Source organism: Streptomyces sp. NPDC002044, from assembly GCF_040296725.1.
GTDB classification, from domain to species: Bacteria; Actinomycetota; Actinomycetes; order Streptomycetales; family Streptomycetaceae; genus Streptomyces; species Streptomyces antarcticus.
Genome location: NZ_JBEOXU010000057.1, coordinates 14130 through 37103, shown reverse-complemented (window position 1 = coordinate 37103; position 22974 = coordinate 14130). Strand labels below are relative to the sequence as shown.

Sequence of the window (22974 nt, the reverse complement as noted above, 5' to 3'; positions counted from 1 at the left end):
CGGGGACTTCTCGTACTGGGACTCGGTCGCCTATCCGATGCGCTCGCTCGGCTCCACCGGTGTGTGCCCTGCTACTCCTGCCGGAGCAGCAGGGCCACCGGCCAGGCGGCCAGGAGCTCGCCCAGGGGGGCCTTTCCGGCGTACGGGGTGCCGCGCGCACCGTCCGGCCCGGCCAGCGGGACCCACCGGCCCGGCGGCAGGGGCAGCACCGTGTCCCGCCAGCCCCCGGCCCCGGCGAGCCGGTACGCGAGCCGGGTGGCCACCGCGACGAGGCCCGGCGAACGCGCGAAGGCCAGGCAGTGTTCCGCCGCCGGCCCCCGCGCGGTCAGAGGGGCGTATCCGGCGAACAGCGCCGGGCGGGCCCGGCGCAGCCGCAGGACGGCGGCCGTGAGCGCGAGCTTCTCCTCGGCGGGGCCGCTCGGCGCGGCCCCCGCGTCCAGCCGGGCCAGGGCCTCGCGGGGGAAGCGGGCCGGCCGCCGGTTGTCGGGGTCGACCAGGGCCCGGTACTCGGTCTCGGCGCCCTGGTAGACCTCCGGGACCCCGGGCATCGCCAGGTGCAGCAGCGCCGCCCCGAGCAGGTTGGCCCGGGCCGCCTCCGCCAGCTCGGGCGGGAGCCCGCCGCCGGTCCGGGCGTAGTCCGGGACGGACGCCTCGTACGCCTCGTCGCGTTCCGTCCAGCTGGTGCGCAGCGCGGCCTCACGGACCGCCTTGAGCAGCGCCTCCTCCAGGCGCGCCGGGGCCTCGGGGGCGTCTCCGAGGCCCAGCGCCGTCTGCCGGGCCACCCACGCCAGCTGGGGGTCCGCGCCCCGGGGCCGGCCCATCAGCTCCGGGGCCTGTGAGAGCGCCGAGATCCGGGCCCGGACGTCCGCGCTGCGCTTGGTGTCGTGCGTGGACAGCACCGTGCCGGACCCGGGCCAGTCCCGGTCCAGGGCCGCACAGTACGCGTGGAACTCCCCGGGCGGGACGGCCGGGTGGCCCGGCTCCCCGCCGACCTCGGTGGCCGACAGCAGGGGGGCGTACCGGTAGAAGGCCCGGTCCTCCAGGGACTTGGCGCGCAGCGCCGCCGAGGTCTGGGCGAAGCGGGCGGCGAAGGCCGGGTCGCCGAGCAGCAGTTCGCGCACACCGTCGAGGCCGCCCTTGCCGCCGGCGGCGGCCGCCGGGAGTGCCGCGGCCGCCCGTTCCAGGGCCCCCGGGTCGGGCTCCGGCGTCTCGGGGTACGGCCGGTAGACGGGATAGGCGATAAGCAGCTCCCTTACCGCGGGAGCGAGTTCCGCTCCGGCGAGCCGCTCCAGCGTGGCCAGCTCGGCGGCCAGGTCGCCGGTCAGCACCTCCCGCGCGGCGGCTGCGGCCGTCTCCTCCCACGGTGCCGTGCCGGTGAAGCCGGCATACCGGCGGGCCAGTTCGGCGGTGCCCGCCGGATCGGTGAACACCCCGTCGACCCGGTGCAGCGCGTCGTACCCGGTGGTCCCCGCGACCGGCCAGGCGGACGGCAGCCGCTCCTCGCGGGCCAGGATCTTCTCCACCACCACCCAGCAGCGCGGACCCGCCGCCTCCCGCAGCCGCCGCAGGTACTCCCCGGGGTCCGCCAGTCCGTCGACGTGGTCGACGCGGAGCCCCTCCACGACCCCGTCCCGGACCAGCTCCAGCACTGTGGCGTGGGTGGCCGCGAACACCTCCGGATCCTCCACCCGGACCCCGATCAGCTCCGAGATCGTGAAGAACCGGCGGTAGTTGAGGGCGGTCCGGGCCTCCCGCCACCAGGCGGGCCGGTACCACTGGGCGGCCAGCAGCTCCTGCGGCCCCAGGCCCGCGGTGCCCGCGCGCAGCGGGAACTCCTGCTCCCCGTGGCGCAGCACGTCCCCGTCCACCACGAGCGCGCACTCTTCGGCGGGGGCCGGGAGCACCGGCAGCAGTACCTGCCCGCCGCCCGCCTCCCAGTCGATGTCGAACCAGCGGGCGTACGGGGAGTCCGGCCCGTCCCGCAGCACCTCCCACAGCGGCCGGTTCAGCCGCAGCGGCGACGGCACCGCCATGTGGTTCGGCACGATGTCCAGGACGAGCCCGAGCCCGTGCGCCCGTGCGGTCGCCGCCAGCGCCCGCAGGCCGGCCTCGCCGCCCAGCTCCGCCCGGACCCGGGAGTGGTCGGTGACGTCGTACCCGTGGGCCGAGCCGGGGACGGCCTCCAGTACGGGGGAGAGGTGCAGGTGGGACACGCCGAGGGCGGCGAGGTGGGGCACGGCGGCCCCGGCCGCCTCGAAGGGGAACTCCGGGCGCAGCTGGAGGCGGTAGGTCGACGCCGGAGTGACAGGTGTCGGAACACCAGATTCCGAATGGAGGCTTGACTGCGGCTGGCTCATGAGAACGTACGTACCCAGCCTGCCGGATTCCGTGCCATGACCCAATGCATCCGGGTGACTGCGGCGGGTTAACGTTGCTCAAGTGGTTGGAACCGTCAACACCTATCGAAAAGTCATCGCCCTGACCGGGCCCCTACTCCCCCTCGTCTCGTTCCTCGCCCGACTGCCCGTCGCGATGTCCCAGTTCGGAAGCTTCCTCCTGGTCGCCGAGACCAGTGGCTCGCTCGCCACCGCCGGCATCGTCGGCGGCTCCCTCTCCGTGGGCCAGGTCCTCTGCGGCCCCCTCCTCGGCCGGCTCGCCGACCGGTACGGGCAGCGGCGCGTGGTCCTCACCGCCGCCGCCGTCAACGCGCTGGCCACCGCCGCCCTCGTCGCCGGGGCGCTCACGCAGCTCGCCACGGTCCCGCTCGCCGTGCTCGGCGCCGTCACCGGTGCCTCCGTACCGCTGATCGGGCCGCTCGCCCGGACCCGGTCCGTGGCCCTGGCCCACCGGGCCAAGTCCGACGAGAGCGTCGTGGGCGCCGTCCACGCGCTCGAAGGCACCCTGGACGAGATCTCGTTCGTGTTCGGTCCCGCGCTCGTGGGCATCGCCGCGCTCCTCGCGCACCCGGCCGTCGCCCTCGGCGGCGCCGCCGGACTCGTCGCCGTCTTCGGCACCGCCTACGCGCTGCACCCGACGGCCGCCGTCACCGCCGGGTCGCCCGCGCGGGCCCGCACCGCCGGGGACCGGGCCCGGCCGCCCGGCGTGGTCTACGCCGTACGCGGCTCGCTCGCCCTCCAGGGCGCCATGTTCGGCGCCTGCCAGGCGGGGATCGCCGCGCTCACCATCCGGCTGGGAGTCCCCGACCAGGCGGCCGTCGTCTACTCCGCCATGGGGGTCGTCAGCGCCGTCGTGGGCCTCGCCCTCGGCGCGCTCCCGGCCCGCTTCGGGCTGCGGCTGCGCTGGCGGGCGGCCACCGCCGCCGCGCTGGTGCTGTCGGTGCCGCTGCTGTTCACCGACAGCCTGTGGCCGCTGTACGCCGTCGTCACCGTCCTCGGCGCCGCCTACGCCCCCCACCTGATCACCGCCTTCGCGCTCATCGAACGGGCCGTGGAACCGGACCGGCTCTCCGCGTCGATGGCCTTCGCCGCCAGCTGTCTGGTCGCCGGGCAGGCCACGGCCCTCTTCGCGTGCGGCCGCCTCGCCGAGTGGTACGGACCCGCCGGGGCCTTCGCCGTGGCCGTCGGCGCGGCAGCGCTGTGCCTGACCCTGGCGCTCGTCACCCGGGTGCCGGCCGGCCGGACGCACGGCAGGGCCTTCATCCCGGCGCAGCAGACCGGCTCCCCGGCCCCGGGGGAGCCCGCTGCCGGGGAGCCCACGCTCGGGGAGCCCGCCGCCTACGCCGGCCGCTGAAGCACCACCAGACACCGTCCCGTCAGCGCCACCCGGTCGCCGGCCGCGAACTGCGGCCCGGTGCCGGGTGGCAGTACGTCCGGCCGCGCCGTGTCCACGACCAGGCGCCACTGCGCGCCGTGACCGGCCGGAACCGTGAAGTCCTGCGGTTCGGCGCCCGCGTTGAACATCAGCAGGAACGAATCGTCGGTGATCCGCTCCCCACGGGTCCCCGGCTCGGAGATCGCCTCCCCGTTGAGGAACACCGTCAGCGCCTTCGCGTGCTGCGCCTGCCAGTCGCGGGCCCTCATCTCCTCGCCGTGCGGGGTGAACCACGCGATGTCGGACAGCTCGTCGTGCGTCCCCTCCACCGGCCGGCCGTGGAAGAACCGCCGCCGCCGGAAGACCGGGTGGTCGCGGCGCAGCCACACCATCCGCCGGGTGAACTCCAGCAGGGTCGGCGCCGGTTTGCCCGGCTCGGGCCAGTTCACCCACGCCAGCTCGTTGTCCTGGCAGTACGCGTTGTTGTTGCCGCCCTGCGTGCGGGCGAACTCGTCGCCGTGGCTGAGCATCGGCACGCCCTGCGACAGCATCAGGGTGGCGATGAAGTTGCGCATCTGGCGCTCGCGCAGCTCCTGGACCTCCGGGTCCTCGGTGGGACCCTCCACCCCGCAGTTCCACGACCGGTTGTGCGTCTCCCCGTCCCGGTTGCCCTCGCGGTTGGCCTCGTTGTGCTTGTCGTTGTAGGAGACGAGGTCGTTCAGGGTGAAGCCGTCGTGGCAGGTCGCGAAGTTGATGGAGGCCAGCGGGCGCCGCCCGTCGTCCTGGTAGAGGTCGGAGGAGCCGGTCAGCCGTCCGGCGAACTCGGCCAGCGTGCGCGGCTGCCCGCGCCACAAGTCCCGTACGGTGTCGCGGTACTTGCCGTTCCACTCGGTCCACAGCGGCGGGAAGTTGCCCACCTGGTAGCCGCCCTCGCCGAGGTCCCAGGGTTCGGCGATCAGCTTCACCTGGCTGACCACCGGATCCTGCTGCACCAGGTCGAAGAACGAGGACAGCCGGTCCACCTCGTGGAACTGGCGGGCCAGCGTCGCCGCGAGGTCGAAGCGGAATCCGTCCACGTGCATCTCGGTCACCCAGTACCGCAGCGAGTCCATGATCAGCTGGAGCACGTGCGGAGACCGCATCAGGAGCGAGTTCCCCGTGCCCGTGGTGTCCATGTAGTGCCGCTGGTCGTCCGTCAGCCGGTAGTACGAGGCATTGTCCAGCCCGCGGAAGGAGAGCGTCGGGCCCAGGTGGTTGCCCTCGGCGGTGTGGTTGTAGACCACGTCGAGGATCACCTCGATCCCGGCCTCGTGCAGCGCCCGTACGGCCGACTTGAACTCCAGCACCTGCTGGCCGCGGTCGCCGGAGGCGTAGCCGTTGTGCGGGGCGAAGAAGCCGATGGTGTTGTAGCCCCAGTAGTTGCTCAGCCCGTCGTTGACCAGCCGGTGGTCGTTGACGAACTGGTGCACCGGCATCAGCTCCAGCGCCGTCACCCCGAGCTTGGTGAGGTGCGCGATGACCGCCGGGTGGGCGAGCGCCCCGTACGTGCCGCGCAGTTCCTCGGGCAGCTCCGGGTGGTGCATGGTGAGGCCCTTGACGTGTGCCTCGTACAGCACGGTGTGGTGGTACTCGTGCCGCGGCGGCCGGTCGTCGGCCCAGTCGAAGTACGGGTTCACCACCACCGAGCTCATGGTGTGCGGGGCCGAGTCCAGGTCGTTGCGCGAGTCGGGCCGGCCGAAGTGGTATCCGTACACCTGTTCGCCCCAGTCGACGCGGCCGGCGACGGCGCGGGCGTACGGGTCCAGCAGCAGCTTCGCCGCGTTGCAGCGCAGCCCGCGCTCGGGCTCGTACGGGCCGTGCACCCGGAAGCCGTAGCGCTGGCCCGGCATGACGCCCGGCAGATAGGCGTGACGGACGAAGGCGTCCGTCTCGCGCAGCTCCACGGCGGTCTCCGAGCCGTCGTCGTGGAGAAGACACAGCTCAATGCGGCGGGCGGCCTCGGAGTAGACCGCGAAATTGGTGCCGGCGCCGTCGTAGGTGGCGCCCAGCGGATACGCCTGTCCAGGCCATGCCTGCATAGAAAACGACTCTTCCCATCCTGCTCCGGCTGATCCGGCTGGACCACGTCACTGCCAGATCTTCCCCGAAAGAGGGCCCCCACGCGTGGACTTGGGTTGCTCCTACCGGGTGACCCGGAGAGCTGACGGTCGGGTCAGCGGACTGTGTGGGCATCGGATAATGGGTCAACCGGCAGCCGGTGTACGGGCCATCGGGCTGCACCGGGCCGCGCGCGCGGAGTACCCTTCCGTGATCACTGGAGACGGGCGTCCAGACGCAGAAGGCGGTGCACGGGTGAGCTCGGGAGGTCTGGAGCTGCCCCCTGGTGACAGCGGTCACGAGGGTGGCCCGGCAGACGCCACCGGAGGCGGGGCGGCGGGGATCCCGGCCGGTGCGGTCTCCCTGGCGGGCGGACCGGAGGAGGCCCGCGAGGTGCGGGCCGGAGCCGAGCTCGACTGGGGCGCGGAAGCCTGGAGCGAGGTCCGCACCCGGGCCCAGCGGGCGGGCCGGGCGTACATCTGGCTGAACCTCATCGAGCAGCGCCTGCGGGCGGTCGTCGGCGCGGTGCTGCGGCCGATCTACGAGCCGGTGCACGGCGGGGACGACTGGGTGGTCGCGGCGGCCGGCCCCGCCGGACAGGAGTGGGTGCAGCGGGCCGTCGCCGTGCGCGAGGTCAGCCGGCGCAAGGGCTACCTGCTCGACTCGGCCGACGACAACGTGCTGAGCTTCCTGACGCTGCCCCAGCTGCGCGAGCTGATGGTCCAGCACTGGCCCTGTTTCGAGCCGTACTTCGACGACCGGCGCGAGATCGAGCTGGCCCTGGACGAGCTGGAGGTCACGCGGAACGTGGTCTCGCGCAACCGGGCGCTGTCGCGCGCGGTCCTGGAGCAGGCGGAACGTGCCTCGGCGCGGCTGCTGGAGGTCCTGGGCGGCGGCGCGGGCAGCCCGTCGGCCGACCGGCTGCCGATCGACGCCGTCGAGGACCTGGTGGGCGACCGGTACGCGGACGTCATCTCCGTCCACCCGGACCGGGTGCGCCTCCAGCGGCAGCTGCCGGCGGAGGACCTGTTCGGCGGCGCCCGCAGGCTGGACGCGATCGGCATAGGACTCAACCTGCTGGTCCAGAACTTCTCCGGCCGAAGACTCGTCCGGCTCAGCGAGGCGGGCTGCCGGGTGCGGCTGGTGTTCCTGAACCCGGCGAGCAGCGCGGTCAAGCGGCGCGAGCGGGAGCTGGGGCTGCGCAAGGGCGAGCTGAGCCGCTCGGTGGAGATGAACATCCTGCACGTGCGGCGGGTACGGGCCGGGCTGCGCGACCCCTCGCGCTTCGACATCCACGTCTTCGACGAGACCCCGCGGTTCACCGCCTACCTGGTGGAGGGGGAGTCCTCGGGCATCGCGGTGGTCCAGTCCTACCTGCGGCGGGCCCGGGGCATGGAGGCCCCGGTCCTGGTCCTGCGCGGGGGCGGGCGCGGGGCGCCGAAGGACTCCGAGCACGGGTTGTTCACGACGTACCGGGAGGAGTTCGAGTCGGTGTGGGAGGACTCCCGGCCGGTCTCGTGAACCCGGCGCAGGTGCGGGGCGGGGGCCGCCGAGGGGGGCGTCGTCCGGCTTGTCAGTGCCCCGTGTCAGGCTGAAAGCCGTTGACCGAAGGCGTACGGGGGAGGGGCACGGGGTGGAGGACTGGCACGGCACGGGGGACCGGTACGGCGGTCTGCCGATCGGAATCGGCCTGAATACGGCCGGCATGGAGCAGGGGACACCGCTGCGGCGGCGGCCGGCGGGCACCGCCGGAACGGGGGCGGCACGATGAGCTGGATCAGCGGACCCCTGGTGGCCTTCGACCTGGAGACCACCGGCACCGACGTCGAGACCGACCGCATCGTCACGGCGGCGGTCGTCCGCCTGGACCCGGACGGCGCCGTCGCGGAAGAGCGGACCTGGCTGCTCGACCCCGGGGTCGCGATACCCGAGCAGGCGTCGGCGATCCACGGCATCTCGACGGAGCACGCCCGGGCCCACGGGGTGCCGGCCGTCTCCGCGGTGGAGGAGATCGCGCGGGCCGTGGCCGACGGACTGCGCTCCGGGACACCCCTGGTGGTGATGAACGCCCGCTACGACCTGTCGCTGCTGGACCGCGAGTGCCGGCGGCACGGAGTGGAGTCGATCAGCGAGCGGCTCGGCGACGCGCCCTCGCCCGTCATCGACCCGCTGGTGATCGACAAGCACGTCGACAAGTACCGCAAGGGCAAGCGGGCGCTGTACGCGCTGTGCGCCCACTACGGCGTGTCGCTCGACGACGCGCACGACGCGAAGGCCGACGCCGTGGCCGCCGCCCGGGTGGTGCGGCGCATGGCCGAGCGGCACCGGCCCGTCGGCGCGATGCCCCTGGCGGACCTGCACGACCTCCAGGTGCGCGCGGCGGCCGAGCAGTCGGTCTCGCTCCAGGCCTACCTGCGGCGCACCGCGGACCCGGCGGCGGTCGTCGAGCCGGCCTGGCCGCTCATCCCCCGGAGCCGGTGACCGCGCCGGCCGCGGGCGCCGGCCGGTACGGCCCGGCCGACGGGGTCGCCGGCGCGGTGGGGGCCGAGGGGCCGGTTGGGGCCGACAGGCCGGTGGGGGCCGACGGGCCGTTCGCGGCTGACGGGCCGCCCTAGAAGGCGTGCCAGCGCAGTTCCCGGTCGCCGTCCCGGAGCGAGGCCACCCGGCGGCGGAACTCGGCGAGCGCGGCCGGGTTGACCGGCGCGTGCTGGGAGACCCAGGCGCAGCTGGCCGTCTCGCGGGCGCCGCGCAGGACCGCGCAGCCCTCCCAGTCGCGGACGTCCCAGCCGTACGCCGTCACGAACTCCCCGTACGCCCCGGCGGGCAGGCCGTACCGGTCGAGGGAGAGGGCCATCACCACCAGGTCGTGCTCGCGCAGATCGGCCGACACCGTCTCCAGGTCGACCAGGACCGGCCCGTCCGGACCCACGTGCACGTTGCGGGTCAGCGCGTCGCCGTGGACGGTGCCCGGAGTCAGACGCGGGGTCAGGGCCGCGACCTCGCCGGCGTAGGCGTCGCGCCGGGCCCGCAGGTACGCCGCGTCCGCCGGGTCGACGGCGTCCCCGGCCAGCCGCAGCCAGCGCTCGACCCCGCCCAGCAGGTCCCGCGGTGGCAGGACGAACGGCGGTGCGGGCAGCGCGTGCACGGCGCGGAGCAGGGCCGCGAGGTCGCGCGGGCCCGGCGGCCGTACGGCCTCCGGGAGCCGGTGCCACAGCGTCAGCGGATGCCCGTCCACCAGCCGCGGCTGCGGCTCGGCCGCGCGGACGGCCGGGATGCCGGACGCGGCGAACCAGTCCGCGACCGCGAGTTCCCGTTCGGCGCGCTCCAGCAGCGCCGCCTCCCGGCCGACCTTCACCACCAGGTCGCCGACGGCGAAGACGGCGTTCTCGCCGAACGCGAGGAGGACCGGCGGCTCCGAGAGGCCCGCCGTCGTCAGTACGTCCCTGGCCTGCGCCTCGTCCATGCCGTTCGTCTCGTCCCTTGCCGCGGCGTCGTGGGTGCGCCCAGTCTCGCATCCCGGCGGGCGCTGCCGGAGCCCCGTACCGGGGGTGGTCAGGCCGGGGGCGGCGGCTTTCCCCACGACGGGTCGACGAGGCCGGGGAGTTCGAGCAGGGAGTCGATGGAGAAGTCGGCGACCTGCCGGACGGTCTCGTCGTCGGCCCACCAGTGGCCCCAGGGGCCGCGGCGCAGGTGCGCGGTCAGCAGGCCGGCCCGGGCCGCGGGGAAGATGTCGTTCCGCGGGTGGTCGCCGACGTACAGCGTCTGGCCGGCGGGGGCCTGGGCGGCGCCGACCACCTGGTGGAAGAAGTCCGGACCGGGCTTGGAGACGCCCCACTCGGCGGAGGTGACGACCAGGTCGGCGGGCAGGTCCAGGGCCCGCAGCAGGTCACCCGCCTTCGCGGACTGGTTCCCGGCGACGACGACGCGCACCCCCATGGCACGCAGGGCGCCGAGCGCGGGCCGGACGTCGTCGTACAGGTCGCTCGCGTCGAGCCGCTCACCCCGGCCGGCCGCCTCGCGCGCCGCGTACTCGGCGGCCGGGTCGAAGCCCGGTTTCAGCAGCCGCAGGGCGTCGGAAGGGTCCCGGCCGTCCACGACGGCGACGCCGACGAGCGCGGACACCGTGTGACGGGGGACGCCGAGCCAGTCCGCCCAACTGCCCCAGTGGCGGTCGTCGCGGACCAGGGTCTCGCCGACGTCGAGCACGACAGTGCGGATCATGCCCGCCACCCTAGGCCGTCCAGGTACTCCGGGCCTCCCGCGGGGGCCACCGCCGACGGGGGTACAGGCCGGCGCAGCCGGAGGCACGGAAGAAGGGGAAGACGGCTTGGTGCCATGGCCGGGCCGGGCCGGATCGCGGTTGCACGAGACGTCTCGTCTCGTTAGGCTCGGATCATGACCTCCGCGAAGCCCGCCCACATCGCCATGTTCTCCATCGCCGCCCACGGACACGTGAACCCGAGCATCGAAGTGGTCCGGGAACTCGTCGCGCGGGGCCACCGCGTCAGCTACGCCATCCCCGCCTCCTTCGCCGAGAAGGTCGCGGAGACCGGCGCCACCCCGGTGATCTGGACCTCCACCCTCCCCACCGACGACGACCCCGAGGCGTGGGGCACCGAACTCATCGACAACATCGAGCCCTTCCTCGACGACGCCGTCCAGGCGCTCCCGCAGCTCGCCTCCGCCTTCGCCGGTGACGAGCCGGACCTCGTCCTCCACGACATCACCGCCTACCCGGCGCCCGTGCTCGCGCACCGCTGGGGCGTCCCCGCCGTCTCGCTCTCGCCGAACATGGTCGCCTGGGAGGGGTACGAGGAAGAGGTCGCCGAGCCGCTGTTCGCCGAACTGAAGGCGTCCGGGCGCGGGCGGGCGTACTACGCGAAGTTCGCCGCCTGGCTGACCGGGCACGGCCTCGGCGACGACGTCGACCGCTTCCAGAGCCGCCCGCGCCGCAGCATCGTCCTGATCCCCCGGGTGCTCCAGCCGAACGCCGACCGGGTCGACCCCTCCGTGTACACCTTCGTCGGCGCCTGCCAGGGCTCCCGTACGGACGCCCGTGAAGGCTGGACGCGCCCGGCCTCGGCCGAGGGCAAGAAGGTGCTGCTGGTCTCGCTCGGCTCCACCTTCACCAAGCAGCCCGCCTTCTACCGGCAGTGCGTCGAGGCCTTCGGGGACCTGCCCGACTGGCACGTGGTCCTCCAGATCGGCAGGTTCACCGACGAGGCGGAGCTCGGCCCGGTCCCCGCCAACGTCGAGGTCCACCACTGGGTTGCGCAACCGGACGTCCTGCACCAGGCCGACGCCTTCATCACCCACGCGGGCGCCGGCGGCAGCCGCGAGGGCCTCGCCACCGCCACGCCGATGGTCGCCGTACCCCAGGCCGTCGACCAGTTCGGCAACGCCGACGTGCTCGCCTCGCTCGGCGTGGCCCGGCACGTCCCGATGGCCGAGGCGGACGCGGCGACCCTGCGGGAGGCGGTCCTCGCCCTGGTCCGGGACCCCGCGGTCGCGGCCCGCTGCGCGGAGGTCCGGGCGCGGATGGCCGAGGAGGGCGGCACGGCGCAGGCCGCCGACCTCATCGAGGCCGAACTGTCATAGCCGGTCACTAGGGTGCCCCCATGACGAAGAAGGACTCGGCCGTGACATACGCGGCGCTGCTGCGCGGGATCAACGTCGGCGGAAGCAGGAAGGTCCCCATGGCGGAACTCCGCGCGGTGCTGGAGGGGCTCGGCCACGGCGGCGTACAGACCTACCTGCAGAGCGGCAACGCCGTGTTCAGCAGCGCCCGGCAGGACCCGGCGGCGCTCGCCCGGGAGCTGGAGGCGGCCATCGAGGCCCACTTCGGGTTCCGGGTGGCGTGCCTGGTGGTGGACGGGGCGTACCTGCGGGCCGTCGCCGCGGCCTGTCCCTTCCCGGCGGCCGAGCTGGAGGGCAAGCAGCTGCACGCCACCTTCTGCTCCGAGCAGCCCGGGCCGGAACGGTTCGCCGCCCTCGACGCGGCGGCCTACCTCCCGGAGGAGTTCCGGGTCGGCGACCGGGTCGTGTACCTCTACGCGCCGAACGGGCTGGGCCGCTCCAAGCTGGCCGAGGCCCTCGCCCGGCCCGCCGTCGTCAAGGGCATCGACGCGACCACCCGGAACTGGAACACGGTCGCCAAGCTCGTCGAGCTGACCGGCGCCTGACCCGAGCCCGCCCCGAGCCCGGCCCCGGCCCGATCCTGCCCCGACCGAATCCGACCCGCCCCGACCGGACCCGACCGAAAGCGGCCCGCCGAGGCGCCGGTTCGGTCACGGCCGCCCGGACGCGCCCGCCCCGGAGGCTCCCGCGGGCGCGGGATGTGCCAGGCTCGGGGCATGCGTTACATCATCATCGGCGCGGGCGCGGTCGGCGCCACCATCGGCGGACGGCTCGCGGAGGCGGGCGGCGAGGTCGTCCTCGTCGCGCGCGGCGCGCACGCGGAGGCCCTCACGGCGGACGGACTGCGGCTCACGACGGCCGAAGGGACCCGGGTGCACCGGCTGCCCGTCGTCGGCGAACCCGCCGAGCTGGGCGAACTGCGCCCCGACGACGTGCTGCTGCTCACCGTCAAGACCCAGGACGCGATCGTCGCGCTCGACACGTGGGGCGACGCCGAGGTCTCCGGCGGCGGCACGGCCGCCCAGCGGCTCCCCGTACTGTGCGCGCAGAACGGCGTGGAGAGCGAGCGCCTCGCCCTGCGCCGCTTCGCGCGGGTGTACGGGGTCTGCGTCTGGATGCCCTCCACCTTCCTGGAGCCGGGCGTGGTCCGCGCCCTGTGCGCGCCGCTGACCGGCATCCTGCACCTGGGCCTGGCCTCCGGCGGCGCGGACGCCCTGGCCGGGGCCGTCGCCGCGGACCTCGTGAAGGCCGGGTTCGCGGCGCCCGTGGTCACGGACGTGATGCGCTGGAAGCACGCGAAGCTGCTGGGCAACCTGGGCAACGCGATCCAGGCGACGACCGGCCCCGAGCCAGACCCGGCCAAGGCCGCCCTGCTCCTGCGGGCGATCCGCGAGGCCAAGGCGGTCTTCCTCGCGGCGGGCATCCCGTACGCCTCCGAGGCCGAGCAGGCGGACGCCCGCGACGGCGAGGTCGAGGAGCCCGCCGGGGTCCGCGGCGGCTCGTCGTGGCAGAGCCTGGCGCGCGGGACCGGCACGGTGGAGGCCGACTACCTCAACGGGGAGGTCTCCCTGCTGGGCCGGCTGCACGGGATGGCGACACCGGTCAACGACGTGCTGCGGCACGCGGCGAACATCCTCGCCCGCGAGGGGCTGCCGCCGGGCGCGATGTCGATCGCGGACCTGACGGCACTGGCGGACGAGGCGGCGGCCCGCGGATAGCGACGGGCCCAGGGGGTGTCGTCGAACTCGTTCCTGCCGTGCGGGCGTACGGAACGACTGTGACGACACCCCCTACGCCACCAGCGTCCGCCGGCGGGCCGGGAGGCGGGCGGCCGCGTCGTAGCGGTCCAGCAGCAGGCGGGCCAGTTCCGGGGCCGCGCCCAGCACGTCCGCGACGAGGTCCGCGCCGGCCGCTTCCGCGCCCGCCGCGATGCGGTCCGGGAGCCGGCCGGGGGCGATGACGTACGGGGCCACCACCACGCGGCGGTGGCCCTCGGCGCGCAGCTCCCGTACGGCGTCCTCCGTACGGGGCAGGGCCGCGGAGGCGAACGCAGGCCGCACGGCGCACCAACCGGTGTGCCGCCACTCCCGCGCGGTTTCAGCGATCACTGCGATCGCCTCCGGGTCGGAGGATCCGGCGGACGCGAGCACCACCGCGGTGGTGGCGCGGTCCGCCGGGGTGAGACCGGCTTCGGCGAGCCGGCGTTCGAGGGCCGAGACCAGCAGCGGCGACGGGCCGAGGACCTCGGCCATCCGCACCGTGAGCCCCGGCAGCCGGGCCGTCGACTCCGACAGCACGGCCGGGACGTCGGCCTTGGCGTGGAAGGCCCGGGTCAGGAGGAGCGGCAGGGCCACGACCTCCCGTACACCGCAGGCGTGGAGCGCGGACAGCACCTGCTCGACGCGCGGGGCGTTGAAGTCCAGAAAGGCCGTCTCCACCCGCAGCCCGGGCCGCAGCGCCCGCGCACGCCGGGTGAGGGCGTGCACGGTCGCCGCGTGCCGCGGGTCGCGGCTGCCGTGGGCGATGACCAGCAGGACGGGTCGTGCGCGGTGCATGGCGCTGCTCAGCTCTTGACCAGCAGGCCGCGGCTGCGCAGCACCCACCGCTCGACCGGGCTGAAGATCAGCAGGTCGATGGCGATGCCGACCACCAGGATCAGCAGGATCGCGAGGAACACGCCGGGCAGGTCGATGTTGTTGCGGCCGTTCTCCAGCAACTGGCCCAGGCCCAGGCCCAGATCGGGGGAGCTGGCGATGATCTCGGCGGCCATCAGCGAGCGCCAGGAGAAGGCCCAGCCCTGCTTGAGGCCGGCCAGGTATCCGGGCAGCGCGGCCGGCATGACGATGTGCCGCGCGCCGCGCAGGCCGGTGGCGCCCAGGGTGCGGCCGGCCCGCAGGAACAGCGGCGGGACCTGGTCGATGCCGGAGACGAGGCCGTTGGCGATGGACGGGACCGCGCCCAGCAGGATCACGGTGTACATCATGGCGTCGTTGAGGCCGAACCAGAGCACGGCCGGCGGCACCCAGGCCACCGAGGGCAGGGACTGCAGGCCCTGCAGGATCGGGCCGATCGCGGCGCGGACGAACTTCACCCGGGCGACGATCAGGCCGAGGGGGGTGCCGATGGCCAGGGCCAGCAGGAAGCCGAGCAGACCGCGCGAGACGCTGGTCCAGATGACCTCCAGCAGCGTCCCCTTGTTCCACATGTCGGCCAGGCTGTCCCACACGGCGGAGAGGGCGGGCAGCTTGGTCTCGTCGGTGATCTCCGCAGCGACGAGGATCTGCCAGACCAGGAGGACCAGGCCGACGGCCAGGAGCGGCGGCAGGACCTTCTTGACGAGGACCTCGCGGACCGGGGTGCGGTGGGTCTCGACCGCGTCCAGCGCGTCGAGGCCCGCCTCCAGGCCCGCCAGGTCGTCGGTCTTGCCCTTGGCCGCGACCTTCGGGGTGGTGTCAGTGCTGGCCATGGCGGCGGATCTCCCCACGCAGGTGTTCAGTGATCTCAAGGGACAGCTCGGCGACGTCCGCGTCCTCGATGCGGCGCGGCTGCGGGATGCCCACGGTCCACTCCTTCGCGATCCGGCCGGGCCGCGAGGAGAGCAGGACCACGCGCTGCGCGAGCCGTACGGCCTCGCGCACGTTGTGCGTGACGAAGAGGACCGACAGGTTCGTCTCTTCCCAGATGCGGGTGAGCTCGCCGTGCAGCACGTCGCGGGTGATGGCGTCCAGCGCCGCGAACGGCTCGTCCATCAGCAGCAGTTGGCTGTCCTGGGCGAGGGCCCGGGCGAGGGCGACGCGCTGGCGCATGCCGCCCGACAGCTCGTGCACGCGCTTTCCGTACGCGCCGCCGAGCCGGACCAGCTCCAGCAGCCGCTCGGCCTCCGGCCTGCGGTCGGCCTTGGCCACCCCGCGCAGACGCAGGGCGAGTTCGATGTTCTTGCCCGCGGTCAGCCACGGGAAGAGGGCGTGCTCCTGGAACATGAGGGACGGACGGCCGCCGGGGGTCGCGATGGACCCCGCGGACGGCTTGTCCAGCCCGGCGACCAGGTTCAGCAGAGTGGACTTGCCACACCCCGAGGCCCCCAGGATGGTGACGAACTCTCCGGGAGCGACATCGAGACTGATGTCGTCCAGGACGAGCTGCGATCCGGCCGGGCCGGAGAAGGACTTCGAGACGTGCTCGATGCGCGCGGCGTGCGCGTGCTGCTCCGCTACGGTGCCCTCGGCAGCCTTGGCAAGCGTCGTGGCCATGGTCGTCACCTCCTGGGGTTGCTGGACTACGGGGTTACTTGGCGCCGAGACCGGCGTCGGAGACCTCGGGCTTGCCCGCGGCCTTGAGCACCTTGTTCAGGAGCGACAGGTCGTAGATGCCGGCCAGGTCGGGCTGCTCGATGAGCTTGGCCTTGACCGCCCACTCGGACTGCGTCTTCAGCGTCGACGCCAGCGGGTCGTCGGTGATCGCGATGCTCGGCCACGCCGGGTCGATGACCTTGGCGTCCAGCGGCTTGCCGCCCTCCGCCGCCAGCTTCGCGTTCGCGGAAGCCTTCGCCTTGTCCGGGTTGGCGTTGATCCACTCGTTGGTCTTCACCGTGCCCTTGAGCACGGCCTCGACGACGTCCGGGTGCTCCTTGAGGAACTTCTGCGACACGATGATGTTCGTGATGACGAACTTCTTGTCGGGCCACAGGTCGGTCTCGTCGAGGAGGACGGCCGCGCCGTCGGAGACGAGCTTGGAGGCCGTGGGCTCCGGCACCCAGGCGCCGTCGATCGAGCCGCTCTTGAAGGCGTCCGGGGTGACCTTGTTGTCCGTGCGGACCACGGAGACGTCGCCCTTGCCGGACTCCGGGTCGACCGTCCAGCCCTTCTCGGAGATCCAGTTGAGGAACGCGACGTCCTGCGTGTTCCCCTTCTGCGGGGTGGCGATCTTCTTGCCCTTGAGGTCGTCCAGGGTCTTGATCTTCGCCGGGTTCACGACGAGCTTGACGCCGCCCGAGGCGGAACCGGAGATGATCCGCAGGTTGGAGCCCTTGGACTTCACGTAGCCGTTGATCGACGGGGAGGGGCCGATGAAGCCGATGTCGAGCGAGCCGCCGTTGAGGGCCTCGATCTCGGACGGGCCGGCGTTGAAGGACTGCGGCTTGATCGTGGTGCCGTTCAGTTCCTTCTGGATCAGGCCCTCCTGGAGGCCGACCAGCGCGGTGGCGTGCGTCAGGTTCGGGAAGTACCCGATGCGGACCTCGGTGGCGGAAAGCTTCTTGCCGGCGTCGGCGGCGACGTTCTCCTTCGCGGGAGCGTCGTCCTTCTTGGCCTCGGAGCCGTAGCCGCACGAGGCGAGCGCACCGATCAGGAGCGGCAGGGCGGCAGCGGCGACGAGGCCGCGGCGCAGACCGGTCTTACGGGAAGGCGCAGTACGGGTGGTGGTACCGGTGGCAGGCACGGGAGGGCTTCCTCTCGACGCGTCATGGCTTCACGACGCGGGTCTTCGTCTACGGAGCGGGGACGGGTACGGCTGGTGGGGGGTGTGGGCGCGCAGGCAGTGCGCGTACGTCATCGCGCACATCGCGCCACCCCTCCCTGGCCGCTGCCGAGGGAGCCGCTGCCCACGCGGCCGCCCTCCTTGGCGAAGGTCGAGTAGATGTCGGACAGCATGCTTAGAAGTCCCACCCTTCTTCGTCCGCCTGCACGGTCGTCTCGGCCTTGGAGGCGAAGGACTCGCCCGCCATGCCGGCCGCCAGGGTCGTTCCGTCGGCCGGGTCGATCAGCAGGAAGGACCCGGTGCGGCGCGAGTCGGCGTACGCGTCGAGCGCGAGCGGCTCGGCGGTGCGCACGACGACGCGGCCGATGTCGTTGGCCACCAGCTGCCCGGGGTTCGGGTGCTGGGACAGGTCGTCCAGGGTCAGCCGCGAGGGGATCTCCTTGACGATCGCCTTGACCGTGCGCGTCGTGTGCTTGATCAGCACCCGCGCGCCGACGGCCAGTGGCTGGTCCGCCACGTGGCAGACCGTCGCCTCGACGTCCTGCGTGGTGGCCGGGGCGCTCGCGGACGGCGCGATCAGGTCGCCGCGCGAGATGTCGATGTCGTCCTTCAGGCGCAGCGTCACCGACTGCGGCGCCCAGGCGATGTCGACGCTCTCGCCGAGCGCGTCGATGCCCTCGATGGTGCTGGTGCGGCCCGACGGCAGGACGGTGACGGCCTCGCCGACGCGCAGCACGCCGGAGGCGATCTGGCCGGCGTAGCCGCGGTAGTCGGGGTGGTCCGCGGACTGCGGGCGGATCACGTACTGCACCGGGAAGCGCGCGGGGCACGCGGTGAGGTCGTGGCTGACCGGGACGGTCTCCAGGTGCTCCAGCACCGTGGGGCCGCCGTACCAGTCCATGTTCGCGGACGGCTCGACCACGTTGTCCCCGGCCAGGGCGGAGATCGGGATCGCGGTGATCTCCGGGACGCCCAGGTCGGAGGCGTACGCGGTGAACTCCTCGGCGATGGCCGCGAAGACCGGCTCGGCGTAGTCCACCAGGTCCATCTTGTTGACGGCCAGGACCACGTGCGGGACACGCAGCAGGGCCGCGACGGCCGCGTGCCGGCGGGTCTGCTCGATCACGCCGTTGCGGGCGTCGACCAGGACCACGGCCAGGTCGGCGGTGGAGGCGCCGGTGACCATGTTGCGGGTGTACTGCACGTGCCCGGGGGTGTCCGCGAGGATGAACCGGCGGCGCGCGGTGGCGAAGTAGCGGTAGGCGACGTCGATGGTGATGCCCTGCTCCCGCTCGGCCCGCAGGCCGTCGGTGAGCAGCGCGAGGTCGGGTGCCTCCTGGCCGCGCTGGGCGGAGACCGCCTCGACGGCCTCCATCTGGTCGGTCAGGACCGACTTCGAGTCGTGCAGCAGGCGGCCCACCAGGGTGGACTTGCCGTCGTCGACGGAACCGGCGGTCGCGAAGCGCAGCAGTGTGGTCGCCGCGGCGTCGGCGAGGCCGGCGACCTGTTCGGTGGTGCTGGTCATGTCTAGAAGTACCCTTCGCGCTTGCGGTCTTCCATCGCGGCCTCGGACATCTTGTCGTCGGCGCGGGTCGCGCCGCGCTCGGTGAGGCGGGAGACGGCGATCTCGGCGATCACGGCGTCCAGCGTGGTGGCGTCGGAGTCGACGGCGCCGGTGCAGGACATGTCGCCGACGGTGCGGTAGCGGATGAGGCGCGTCTCGGGCGTCTCGCCCTCCTTCGCACCGCCCCAGCCTCCGGCGGTCAGCCACATGCCGCTGCGCTGGAACACCTCGCGCTCGTGGGCGAAGTAGATCTCCGGCAGTTCGATGCCCTCGCGGGCGATGTACTGCCACACGTCCAGCTCGGTCCAGTTGGACAGCGGGAAGACGCGCACGTGCTCGCCCGGGGCGTGGCGGCCGTTGTAGAGCTGCCACAGCTCGGGGCGCTGGCGGCGCGGGTCCCACTGGGAGAACTCGTCGCGCAGGGAGAAGACGCGCTCCTTGGCGCGGGCCTTCTCCTCGTCGCGGCGGCCGCCGCCGAACACCGCGTCGAACTTCAGGCTCTGGATCGCCTCCGTCAGCGGCAGGGTCTGCAGCGGGTTGCGGGTGCCGTCGGGGCGCTCGCGGAGCGTGCCCGCGTCGATGTAGTCCTGGACGGACGCCACGTGCAGGCGCAGGCCGTGCCGGGCGACGGTGCGGTCGCGGTACTCCAGCACCTCGGGGAAGTTGTGGCCCGTGTCGACGTGCAGCAGCGTGAAGGGGACCGGCGCCGGCGCGAACGCCTTCAGCGCCAGGTGCAGCATGACGATGGAGTCCTTGCCGCCGGAGAAGAGGACCACCGGCTTCTCGAACTCGCCCGCCACCTCGCGGAAGATGTGCACGGCCTCCGACTCCAGCGCGTCCAGGTGCGACAGCGCGTACGGGGCGTCGGAGCCGGAATCGGTGTGCAGGTGTGCGGCCGTGGTCATGCCAGACCCCTCTCGGTGAGCAGCGCGTGCAGGGCCGAGGCCGACTCCCGCACGGTCTGCGTGTGCGACTCGATACGGAGGTCCGGGGACTCCGGGGCCTGGTACGGGTCGTCGACCCCGGTCAGACCGGAGATCTCGCCCGCCGCCTGCTTGGCGTACAGGCCCTTCACGTCACGCTCCGAGCAGACCTCGACCGGGGTGGCCACATGGACCTCCAGGTACGGGGTGCCCTCGGCGGCGTGCCGCTTGCGGACGGCCTCGCGGCTGTCGGCGAAGGGGGCGATCACGGGCACGAGCGCCGTGACGCCGTTGCGCGCGAGGAGTTCGGCCACGAAGCCGATCCGCTGCACGTTCGTGTGCCGGTCCTCCCGGCTGAAGCCGAGGCCGGCGGAGAGGAACGCGCGGATCTCGTCCCCGTCGAGCACCTCCACGCGGCGGCCGCCGGCGCGCAGCCGCTCGGCCAGCGCGTAGGCGATCGTGGTCTTGCCCGCGCTCGGCAGCCCGGTCAGCCACACGGTGGCGCCCTGGTCGCTCACGCTCATCTGGTTCTTCTCCGTCGGTTCCGTACGAGTGGGGGGTGTCGTCATCAGCCGTGCAGTCCGCACTCGGTCTTGCCCAGGCCGGCCCAGCGGCCCGACCGCGCGTCCTCGCCCTCCGCGACCCGGCGGGTGCAGGGGGCGCAGCCGACGGAGGCGTAACCGTCCGTCAGCAGCGGGTTGGTGAGCACGCCGTGCTCGGCGACGTAGGCGTCCACGTCGTCCTGCGTCCAGCGGGCGATCGGCGAGACCTTGACCTTGCGGCGCTTCTCGTCCCAGCCGACCACGGGGGTGTTCGCCCGGGTCGGGGACTCGTCGCGGCGCAGGCCGGTCGCCCAGGCGTCGTACGCGGTCAGGCCCTCTTCCAGCGGCTTGACCTTGCGCAGCGCGCAGCACAGGTCGGGGTCGCGGTCGTGCAGCTTCGGGCCGTGCTCGGCGTCCTGTTCGGCGACGGTGCGGCGCGGGGAGAGCGTGATGACGTTGACGTCCATCACGGCCTCGACCGCGTCACGGGTGCCGATGGTCTCCTCGAAGTGGTAGCCGGTGTCGAGGAACACCACGTCCACGCCGGGGAAGGCGCGGGACGCGAGATGGGCGACGACCGCGTCCTCCATGGAGGAGGTCACGGCGAACTTCCTCCCGAAGGTGCCGGCGGCCCAGGTGAGGATCTCCAGCGCGGAGGCGTCCTCCAGGTCCCGGCCCGCCCGCTCGGCCAGCACCCTCAGCTCAGCGGTCTCCTGAACCGTCGTCATATCTCGTCCCCTCCAGTGCCGTTGGCCTGAACGCCCCGGGACAGCAGCCCGAGGTACTTCAGCTGGAAGGCCCGGTTGCAGGCCCTGCATTCCCAGGCGCCGTGACCCGTCTCGTGGGGGAACAGGTCCTCGTCGCCGCAGTAGGGGCAGTAGAACGGTGCGGCGCGCTCGCTCATTTCAGGTCCTCGTCCCCGGCGCGGGTGACCCACGCGGCGAAGCGCTCGCCGTCCTCGCGCTGCTCCTGGAAGCGGGTGACGACCCGCTCGACGTAGTCGGGCAGACCGGCCGAGGTGACCTTGAGGCCGCGGACCTTGCGGCCGAAGCCGGCCTCCAGGCCGAGGGCGCCGCCCAGGTGGACCTGGTAGCCCTCCACCTGGTTGCCGTCGTCGTCCAGCACCAGCTGGCCCTTGAGACCGATGTCCGCGACCTGGATACGGGCGCAGGCGTTCGGGCAGCCGTTGATGTTGATGGTCAGCGGCTCGGTGAACTCCGGCAGGCGGCGCTCCAGTTCGTCGATCAGGGAGGCGCCGCGCGCCTTCGTCTCGACGATGGCCAGCTTGCAGAACTCGATGCCGGTGCAGGCCATCGTGCCGCGGCGGAACGGGGACGGCGTGACCCGCAGGTCGAGCGCCTCCAGCGCCGCGACGACCGAGTCGACCCGGTCGGCCTCGATGTCGAGGACGATCATCTTCTGCTCGGCGGTGGTGCGCAGGCGGCCGGAGCCGTGCTGCGCGGCCACGTCCGCGATCTTGGTGAGGGTGGCGCCGTCGACGCGGCCCACACGGGGCGCGAAGCCCACGTAGAAGCGGCCGTCCTGCTGCTGGTGGACGCCGACGTGGTCGCGCCACTGGCCGGAGGGCTGCTCGGGGGCGGGGCCGTCCGTCAGTTCCCGCTTCAGGTACTCGTCCTGAAGGACCTGGCGGAACTTGGCCGGGCCCCAGTCGGCGACGAGGAACTTCAGCCGGGCGCGGGTGCGCAGCCGGCGGTAGCCGTAGTCGCGGAAGATCGAGATGACGCCCTCGTAGATGTCCGGGACCTCGTCTAGGGAGACCCAGGCGCCCAGGCGCACACCCAGTTTGGGATTGGTGGAGAGGCCGCCGCCGACCCAGACGTCGAAGCCGGGGCCGTGCTCGGGGTGGTTCACGCCGACGAAGGCGATGTCGTTGATCTCGTGCGCCACGTCGAGCAGCGGCGAGCCGGAGATCGCGGACTTGAACTTGCGCGGCAGGTTGGAGAAGTCGGGGTTGCCGACGATGCGGCGGTAGATCTCGTCGATGGCGGGGGTGCCGTCGATGATCTCGTCCTGCGCGATGCCGGCGACGGGCGAACCGAGGATGACGCGGGGCGTGTCACCGCAAGCCTCGGTGGTCGAGAGGCCGACCGCCTCCAGGCGGCGCCAGATCTCCGGGACGTCCTCGATCCGGATCCAGTGGTACTGGACGTTCTGGCGGTCGGTGAGGTCGGCGGTGCCGCGGGCGAACTCCTCGGAGATCTCGCCGATGACGCGCAGCTGCTCGGTGGTCAGCCGGCCGCCGTCGATGCGCACGCGCAGCATGAAGTACTTGTCGTCCAGCTCCTCCGGCTCCAGGATCGCGGTCTTGCCGCCGTCGATCCCGGGCTTGCGCTGGGTGTACAGCCCCCACCAGCGCATGCGGCCGCGCAGGTCGTTGGGGTCGATCGAGTCGAAGCCCGCCTTGGAGTAGATCGTCTCAATGCGTGTCCGCACGTTGAGACCGTCGTCGTCCTTCTTGAACTGCTCGTTGCCGTTGAGGGGCGTGTGGTGTCCGACGGCCCACTGGCCCTCGCCGCGGTGACGGCCGGTCTTGCGGCGCGCGGCTGCTGCGGGAGCGGCGGCTGCGGTCGTTTCGGGGGTGGCGGCCATGGCGGTACGTCCTTCTTCGGCGGCTCAGGGCGGAGGCAGGGGGAGGGCGGCGCGCGCCCCTGTCACGTCGGCGTCGCTGAGTGGGTGCGGCTGGTTGCCCGCGCCCGTGCCGGGGTGGCCGGCGGGCAGGGCGGTGTGCGGCCTTCAGGGGGCCGCGGTGACCGACGCTTCCGCGGCGGCGGTGCCGGGGGTGCGGCGATGTGCGGCGGTGGCTGGTTCCGTCAGCGCGCCGGACATATGGCGCTGGACATGCGGCCGAGGTCGACGTGCCGCCGACTCACCAAGGCAATTCCAGCTCCATTCATGACGGAAGCGTGTCATGTGCCGATTGGACGAGTCCACTACTGTCCACGAT

The 22974-nt window shown here is 73.1% G+C and carries 20 protein-coding genes and 1 pseudogene; 6 read left to right on the top strand and 15 right to left on the bottom strand.

The annotated features are described in order from the left end of the window. Nucleotides 1-71 precede the first annotated feature (71 nt). Nucleotides 72-2357, bottom strand: coding sequence for a malto-oligosyltrehalose synthase (gene treY, locus ABT106_RS16520; RefSeq protein ID WP_351277467.1), 2286 nt, complete (start codon nt 2355-2357; stop codon nt 72-74). Nucleotides 2358-2439: 82 nt separating this feature from the next. Between treY and ABT106_RS16515 the strand changes: the two genes are divergently transcribed. Then, complete coding sequence (locus ABT106_RS16515) at nt 2440-3750, top strand: MFS transporter (RefSeq protein WP_351277466.1); 1311 nt, start codon at nt 2440-2442, stop codon at nt 3748-3750. Here the strand turns inward: ABT106_RS16515 and glgX are convergent. Next, nucleotides 3735-5849, bottom strand: coding sequence for a glycogen debranching protein GlgX (gene glgX / locus ABT106_RS16510; RefSeq protein WP_351277464.1), 2115 nt, complete (start codon nt 5847-5849; stop codon nt 3735-3737). The genes ABT106_RS16515 and glgX overlap by 16 nt on opposite strands. Before the next feature lie 274 nt (nt 5850-6123). On the opposite strand from glgX, the gene ABT106_RS16505 reads away from it, so the two are divergent. Together ABT106_RS16505 and ABT106_RS16500 are read left to right on the top strand one after the other, a co-directional pair. Continuing rightward, entirely contained in the window at nt 6124-7389 is a 1266-nt protein-coding gene (locus ABT106_RS16505) for a DUF5919 domain-containing protein (protein WP_351277461.1), read from the top strand. A 246-nt stretch (nt 7390-7635) separates the two neighbouring features. Further along, a complete protein-coding gene (locus tag ABT106_RS16500) occupies nt 7636-8349 on the top strand; it encodes a 3'-5' exonuclease (protein WP_351277459.1) in 714 nt (237 codons plus the stop codon). A 130-nt stretch (nt 8350-8479) separates the two neighbouring features. On the opposite strand, the gene ABT106_RS16495 is transcribed toward ABT106_RS16500, so the two are convergent. Together ABT106_RS16495 and ABT106_RS16490 are read right to left on the bottom strand one after the other, a co-directional pair. Continuing rightward, complete coding sequence (locus ABT106_RS16495) at nt 8480-9331, bottom strand: phosphotransferase enzyme family protein (protein ID WP_351277457.1); 852 nt, start codon at nt 9329-9331, stop codon at nt 8480-8482. Between the two features lie 89 nt (nt 9332-9420). Continuing rightward, nucleotides 9421-10089 (bottom strand): HAD family hydrolase, encoded by a 669-nt coding sequence (locus ABT106_RS16490; protein WP_351277455.1) that lies wholly within the window; start codon nt 10087-10089, stop codon nt 9421-9423. Between the two features lie 139 nt (nt 10090-10228). Here ABT106_RS16490 and mgt point away from each other — a divergent pair. From mgt to ABT106_RS16475, 3 genes and pseudogenes are all read left to right on the top strand, one after another. Continuing rightward, nucleotides 10229-11466: pseudogene (gene mgt / locus ABT106_RS16485) on the top strand (macrolide-inactivating glycosyltransferase). 20 nt (nt 11467-11486) lie between these two features. Beyond that, on the top strand, nt 11487-12050 hold the full coding sequence (locus ABT106_RS16480) for a DUF1697 domain-containing protein (protein ID WP_351277450.1): 564 nt from the start codon (nt 11487-11489) through the stop codon (nt 12048-12050). A 171-nt stretch (nt 12051-12221) separates the two neighbouring features. Next, nucleotides 12222-13223: a ketopantoate reductase family protein gene (locus ABT106_RS16475; RefSeq protein ID WP_351277448.1), complete on the top strand. Its 1002-nt coding sequence runs from the start codon at nt 12222-12224 to the stop codon at nt 13221-13223. A gap of 72 nt (nt 13224-13295) precedes the next feature. Here the strand turns inward: ABT106_RS16475 and ABT106_RS16470 are convergent, their stop codons facing one another. The 11 genes from ABT106_RS16470 to ABT106_RS16420 all read right to left on the bottom strand — a co-directional run bounded on the left by ABT106_RS16470 (nt 13296) and on the right by ABT106_RS16420 (nt 22924). After that, the gene (locus ABT106_RS16470; protein WP_351277445.1) at nt 13296-14060 is read right to left on the bottom strand and encodes a sirohydrochlorin chelatase; all 765 of its coding nucleotides are present in this window, start codon (nt 14058-14060) and stop codon (nt 13296-13298) included. An 8-nt stretch (nt 14061-14068) separates the two neighbouring features. Next, nucleotides 14069-14971, bottom strand: a complete 903-nt coding sequence (locus tag ABT106_RS16465; protein WP_351277442.1) for an ABC transporter permease — start codon at nt 14969-14971, stop codon at nt 14069-14071. After that, nucleotides 14958-15755 carry an ABC transporter ATP-binding protein gene (locus tag ABT106_RS16460; RefSeq protein WP_351277439.1) on the bottom strand — a complete coding sequence of 266 codons (798 nt, stop codon included), beginning with the start codon at nt 15753-15755 and terminating at the stop codon, nt 14958-14960. Before ABT106_RS16460 ends, ABT106_RS16465 begins: the two co-directional genes overlap by 14 nt. A 34-nt stretch (nt 15756-15789) precedes the next feature. Continuing rightward, nucleotides 15790-16941 (bottom strand): ABC transporter substrate-binding protein, encoded by a 1152-nt coding sequence (locus ABT106_RS16455; protein ID WP_351277437.1) that lies wholly within the window; start codon nt 16939-16941, stop codon nt 15790-15792. Nucleotides 16942-17155: 214 nt separating this feature from the next. Further along, nucleotides 17156-18505, bottom strand: coding sequence for a sulfate adenylyltransferase subunit 1 (locus ABT106_RS16450; RefSeq protein ID WP_351277435.1), 1350 nt, complete (start codon nt 18503-18505; stop codon nt 17156-17158). A gap of 2 nt (nt 18506-18507) precedes the next feature. Then, nucleotides 18508-19449, bottom strand: coding sequence for a sulfate adenylyltransferase subunit CysD (gene cysD / locus ABT106_RS16445; RefSeq protein WP_351277432.1), 942 nt, complete (start codon nt 19447-19449; stop codon nt 18508-18510). Then, nucleotides 19446-19991, bottom strand: coding sequence for an adenylyl-sulfate kinase (gene cysC / locus ABT106_RS16440; RefSeq protein WP_351277430.1), 546 nt, complete (start codon nt 19989-19991; stop codon nt 19446-19448). The genes cysD and cysC overlap by 4 nt, the downstream gene beginning before the upstream one ends. A gap of 44 nt (nt 19992-20035) precedes the next feature. Beyond that, nucleotides 20036-20737 (bottom strand): phosphoadenylyl-sulfate reductase, encoded by a 702-nt coding sequence (locus tag ABT106_RS16435; protein ID WP_351277427.1) that lies wholly within the window; start codon nt 20735-20737, stop codon nt 20036-20038. Continuing rightward, entirely contained in the window at nt 20734-20913 is a 180-nt protein-coding gene (locus ABT106_RS16430) for a hypothetical protein (RefSeq protein ID WP_351277425.1), read from the bottom strand. The genes ABT106_RS16435 and ABT106_RS16430 overlap by 4 nt, the downstream gene beginning before the upstream one ends. Then, nucleotides 20910-22619, bottom strand: a complete 1710-nt coding sequence (locus ABT106_RS16425) for a nitrite/sulfite reductase (RefSeq protein WP_351277422.1) — start codon at nt 22617-22619, stop codon at nt 20910-20912. The genes ABT106_RS16430 and ABT106_RS16425 overlap by 4 nt, the downstream gene beginning before the upstream one ends. 221 nt (nt 22620-22840) lie before the next feature. Next, entirely contained in the window at nt 22841-22924 is an 84-nt protein-coding gene (locus ABT106_RS16420) for a putative leader peptide (RefSeq protein ID WP_312847410.1), read from the bottom strand. Nucleotides 22925-22974 lie beyond the last annotated feature (50 nt).